The organism is Streptomyces sp. NPDC020996 (genome assembly GCF_040641355.1).
In the GTDB taxonomy this organism is placed as follows: Bacteria; Actinomycetota; Actinomycetes; order Streptomycetales; family Streptomycetaceae; genus Streptomyces.
In genome coordinates this window covers 1-3,045 of the sequence record NZ_JBFADM010000140.1, presented here as the reverse complement: position 1 = coordinate 3,045, position 3,045 = coordinate 1, and the positions used below count along the sequence as shown (strand labels likewise).

The window sequence follows — 3,045 nt, the reverse complement described above, 5'->3', positions numbered from 1 at the left end:
AAACCCCGCCTCTGGGAGCCCCGACGCCTGCGGCTCCGCCTGTTCACCACGGCCGGACAGCTCGTCACCACCGGCCGCCGCAGGTTCCTCCGCCTTGCCGGGCACTGGCCCTGGTCCAGCCACATCACCGCTGCCCTCGAACGGCTCGCACTCCTGCCGAACCCCGACTGACCAGCAGATCCACCCGTCCCTGCGAGAGAACCCCCAGACCGGAGCAGTGGAACCCGGCGTCCACCCGAGACGACACTTGGGCCCTCAGCCTGCGCAGCCTCCGCCACCGGCAACAAGATGGGCCGCCGACTCCGTCGGCGGCCCATCAAGAAAGATCGAGGCTAGGGGCGGCGGGGGCTAAGAAATTGGAATATGCCACCTGTGGCGCCCAGTTATGCCACCATGACTACATGGAATACGGCCTCTTCGATTACGAGTCAGCCCCCAGTATATTCCTGAACAGGTCAGGATCGGGTCCGTTGCATATGGCCTGGGACACCAACATGCTTCTCGACTACCTACAGTTCGGACGCAAACTATGGAATGACGAAGATCTCGATATTGCGAACCCGAAGCATGCCGAACAGGTTGAGTCGATAGGCCAGATAATGGACCCCTACTTCTGCTTCTGGGATATCAGGATTCACCTTTTCGAGGAGATCTTGAACGATGCTAAACGCGAATTATCAATCGAGCGCAGAAGCAGCAGGGAGCACGCTCTTGAGCGCTTCGCTCGCGCCCTGATGTACGTTGAATGGTCCGAGGATGACGAGGAAGAGCTGGTCGATTCAAATGACGACCCTATCGGAATCCAGGATAGCCTGTTCGACGCTGATTCCGTTCCGCAGATACGAACCTCAAGGCATCAGCGACTGATCGATGCTCTACCAAACGGGCACGACCGAATCCTGGTGAACGAAGCAGTTGTACGCGGAATGCATGTGTTCCTGACTCAGGATCGCGGCATCCTCAAGGCGGCACACCTCGCGAAGGAAAACGGCCTTGTACTCACTGACCCCGTCGGATTCCTTCGACTATTCGAAGAAGCCGGGATATCAACACTTCAGTTCCCGATGCCTGACCTTGCGCGAGTTTCAAAAGTGATACAGGCCCTACCGCAGCCGTCGGTTTAGATCGATCATCACTGAACGGTGGCAACGAGCAACAGGCCACCAGCGCGTTGCCGTCTTCGGTGAAGTAGAAGAGGAAAATCCATTTCTGATCGGCAGAATCGGTCAGCCCTCCGCGCACCGGCCGGCCATGCTCGCGGAGGAGCTGCACCATTCGTTCCAGCCCAAGAGGTTTGGACTCCGTACAGCCGCATGCGCCGAAATCAGATTGCAAAGAACCCGGCTTGCTGCACTGCGGGATACGCCGTATCCCACGGTTCGTTGCAGGCTCAGCAGGCGAGGTCGACAGCAGATGCAGCGAAGTCGTCATCTGGCAACTGGGAAGCGTCGTCCTTCACCAGCAGAACCTCAGCGTCGAAGAGCTTGGAGGTCAGCGCCTCGGTCAGGGGTGGGGGTACGGCGTTACCGATGATGACCTGAACCTGGGTGCGAGTCAGTTCATAGCGAGGCTTGACCCTCTCATCGACGAACTTGAAATAGTCGGGGAAACCCTGGATACGCGCGGCCTCGTGGGCAGTCAAACATCGAGGGACTTCAGGATGAACAAAGCGTCCGCGACCCATCGTAGCGAAACCGCTGGTAATGGTCTGAGCCGGACGGTCCCACCACAAGCGGCCATACATCGAGGTGTAATTGTGCTCGCCCCGGTGGCACTCAGGGCGCTCTTCGTTCGGCAGGTTGTGCTCGTCGTTCTCGAAGAGATACAACATACGCCGCTGATTATCCGCGTTGGGTATGGAAGCTTCATCGAAGAATGACTTCGGTCGAACCTCAAGCAAGTCGCCGATCGCCCAACGCAGGTCATGGGGTGCGGCTTTATGGTCTTCGATCTGCAACAGGTCAGCAGCCGAGAAGCCAAAAGGCAGGGCGTCTTCGCGGATTGCCAGCAGTATGTGGCGTTTGCGCGTCTGGGCGACCCCGAGTTTGAGTAGGTCGATACGACTGGTGGCAACCTCGTACCCAAGCTTCTTAAGGTGAACGATGGCGCGAGAGACCACCTGCTGCTTGTCATTGACAACGGCCAGCACGTTCTCAATGACGACTACACGGGGACGCAGAACTTCTGCGGCGCGAGCCATACGCAAGTACAGTCGGTTCTTGGGATCATCACGGCGAGTGTGGTTGTTGAGGTTACTGTGCCCCTGGCACGGCGGCCCGCCGATCAACAGACCCACCTCACCCACCGTGGAGAGAGTCTCAGCCTCCTGAGCGGTCAACGAGGCGCCGAGGTCACCGTCGAAGTAGGACTCGACGGTTCCCTCTTGGACGTTGGCCTTGGGGAAGTTAGCTTTGAAGACCTTGGTGGGAGCTGCCTCGAAGTCAACTGCGAGACGAACGTCAAGCGATACGTCACGACTGTGGGCTGCCTGAGCAATACCGAGGGTGAGGCCACCGCAGCCGGCGAAGAGGTCCACGACTCGCAGGGAGCCAGCGCCCTCCTCAAACTTCGGTCGCCGCTTGGCCTGCAAGGGGTACCGCTCACCCACCTGTGCCCCCATCTGCGCTTGCTTGTAGAACCGGCGGAACGATGGGTCATCGTACTCGATCAAGGATGAGCGCGCGCGGTAGACCGGTACGTGAGTGTCGCCTGACGTGCCGATCACGACGGTTCGACGCCCCGCCTTCCGGCATCACGAGCAACCTAGACTAGCTCGTCAACGGGCAGCAGATGGTGCGCCGTTGTCACCGGCGTCGACAGGGTCTACATCCCGCAGGTCCTTAAACGCAAGCAGCGTCAACGTCGAGTGTCTCAGCGTGATCGAGATGATCAAGGCTTCGCAGGTCCCCGACACATCTGTCCGCTAGCCTCGCGCTTTCACGAGGTGGGGTGTCCGGGTCTTGATCAAATAAGCGGAGAGTGCTCCTGACCTGCAACGATGGGACTTGTCTAGGGTCCTGTTGGCTGCACGGAAAGAAGCACTCT

General features: G+C 59.2%; 2 protein-coding genes and 1 pseudogene. 2 read left to right on the top strand and 1 reads right to left on the bottom strand.

Annotation, left to right across the window (positions count from 1 at the left end; all coding sequences use genetic code 11):
* Together AB0G63_RS38990 and AB0G63_RS38985 are read left to right on the top strand one after the other, a co-directional pair.
* Positions 1 to 171: pseudogene (locus AB0G63_RS38990) on the top strand (IS1380 family transposase); the annotation flags it as partial.
* 230 nt (positions 172 to 401) lie between these two features.
* On the top strand, positions 402 to 1,124 hold the full coding sequence (locus AB0G63_RS38985; RefSeq protein WP_360760619.1) for a hypothetical protein: 723 nt from the start codon (positions 402 to 404) through the stop codon (positions 1,122 to 1,124).
* Positions 1,125 to 1,390: 266 nt separating this feature from the next.
* Here the strand turns inward: AB0G63_RS38985 and AB0G63_RS38980 are convergent, their stop codons facing one another.
* Entirely contained in the window at positions 1,391 to 2,536 is a 1,146-nt protein-coding gene (locus tag AB0G63_RS38980; RefSeq protein ID WP_360760616.1) for a DNA cytosine methyltransferase, read from the bottom strand.
* Positions 2,537 to 3,045 lie beyond the last annotated feature (509 nt).

What these genes read in the sequence shown, in the direction of transcription:
- AB0G63_RS38985 (WP_360760619.1), top strand. Translation starts at nt 402, where the DNA reads ATGGAATACGGCCTCTTCGATTACGAGTCAGCCCCCAGTATATTCCTG.